This is a genomic window from Streptomyces prasinopilosus (assembly GCF_001419695.1).
GTDB lineage: Bacteria > Actinomycetota > Actinomycetes > Streptomycetales > Streptomycetaceae > Streptomyces > Streptomyces prasinopilosus.
The window spans coordinates 1-1,825 of the sequence record NZ_LIRG01000671.1 but is presented as its reverse complement, the minus strand read 5'-3'; the positions used below and the strand labels follow the sequence as shown (position 1 = coordinate 1,825).

The following is a 1,825-nucleotide window of genomic DNA, read 5'->3' as shown; positions in this document are numbered from 1 at the left end:
GATCGGCTCGACCACCTCGGGCGCCGAGGTGGTCGAGCCGATCGGCGAGCTGCTGGGTGCGGACCGGGTCGTCGCCACCCGCATGGTCGTGGGGGACGACGGGTGCTTCACCGGAGAGGTGGAGTACTACGCGTACGGCCCGACGAAGGCCGAGGCGATCAGGGAGCTGGCCGGGTCCGAGGGCTACGACCTGACCCGCTGCTACGCCTACAGCGACTCGGTGACCGATCTGCCGATGCTGGAGTCCGTGGGTCATCCGCACGCCGTGAACCCGGACCGGGCACTGCGCCGCGAGGCCCTCACGCGCGAATGGCCGATCCTCGACTTCCACCGGCCCGTCCGGCTCAAGCAGCGCCTCCCCGCCCTCTCCGTCCCTCCCCGCCCCGCTCTGGTGGCGGCTGCCGCCATAGGCGCCGCCGCGGCCACCGCGGGCCTGGTCTGGTACAGCAGCCGGCGCCGTACGCCGGTGGCCTGACGACCGTCGCGAAGGCGCGCCGCCCGGGCCGGTTTCCGTCCGGTGCACCGGCATCCGATTCGCGCGCCTTTGAGCCCAAAAGTAAAGAAGCAGGCCCTCCACTTCCCCTCGCTTGGAACCTGGAGTACAAAGGACTCAACGGCCCGCGAGACCAAGGACATCCGAGAGGATCACCTTCACAACGCATTTGGCCCCACGGACCGAGCATGGCCACAGGGCACCCACGCGACGTCGACCCGTCGATTACGGGCCAGCCGCACCAGGAACGGGCGAAGTTCCCGACCTGATGGGCATATATCGAGGACGCTTGGTAACCAGGTGGACATGCCAGCGGCGGTACGAGAATTCGTACCGCCGCATTTCTGCGCGCATCGCGAATACCGTCCGCGCACGCCCCTCACCGCGTTGCCGCTCCACCACCGACGCGCCTTCGCCTCCTGGGGCCTCCGCGCTCGCGCGTCCCGGCACCCGCGGCTTCCGGGCCCCTGCTCCGCGCGCGGGCCGGTCCCACGCGCGCTACGCCGCCCCTCGCTGCAGCGCCTCGCACACCGCCATGGACTCCCGCGCCCCCAGTTCGACCGCCCGTCCGCAGTGGGCGATCCAGGCGGCCACGCCCTCGGGGGTGCCGGAGACGTAGCCCTCCAGAGCCGTCAGGTAGGCCTCGCGGCCCAGTTCGGCGTGGCCGACCTCGGCCGGGCAGACCGACTTCGGGTCCAGCCCGCTGCCGACCAGCACGATGCGCTCGGCCGTGCGCGCGAGAAGACCGTTGGAGGAGGTGAAGGGGCGCAGCGCGAGCAGCTCGCCGTGCACGACGGCGGCCGTGACCAGCGCCGGGGCCGAGCCGCCCCCGATGATCAGTCCGGCCAGGCCCTCCAGCCTGCCGTGCGCCTCCGCCGCGCTGGGCAGCGGGAGGCCGATCAAGGGCTCGTCGACCGGCTCGCCCTCCTTGCGGGGCCGCCCGACCTGGTCGACGCGGTCGGCAGCCGCCACCAGGTGCAGCCGGGCGAGGACCCTCAGCGGCGACTGCCGCCAGATGGTCAGCAGCTGACCCGCCTCGGCGGACAGCCGCAGCGCGGCGCCCATCGTGCGCGCCTCGTCGTCGGTGCCGAAGTCACTGCGCCTGCGCACCTCCTCCAGGGCCCAGTCCGCGCCGGACAGCGCCGCCGAGCCGCGGGCGCCGCGCAGCGCCGCCTCGGAGGTGATCTCGTTGCTGCGCCGCCGCATGACGCGGTGGCCGTAGACCCGGTCCACTGCCCTGCGCACGGATTCCACGGAATCGGCCACACCGGGCAGCGTGCCCAGGGCCGCGAGCGGATCGGCGGTCGCCCCTGTCGTACTCATGAGTACGAC

Annotated in this window: 2 protein-coding genes; one reads left to right on the top strand and one right to left on the bottom strand. The window is 72.8% G+C overall.

What is annotated here, in order from left to right; all coding sequences use genetic code 11:
- The coding region (locus AOK18_RS24265; RefSeq protein ID WP_099048936.1) for an HAD family hydrolase at nucleotides 1-475 on the top strand (475 nt) is incomplete at its 5' end.
- 516 nt (nucleotides 476-991) lie between these two features.
- Here AOK18_RS24265 and AOK18_RS24260 read toward each other — a convergent pair.
- On the bottom strand, nucleotides 992-1,816 hold the full coding sequence (locus AOK18_RS24260; protein ID WP_055695712.1) for a Fic family protein: 825 nt from the start codon (nucleotides 1,814-1,816) through the stop codon (nucleotides 992-994).
- Between the last annotated feature and the right edge of the window lie 9 nt (nucleotides 1,817-1,825).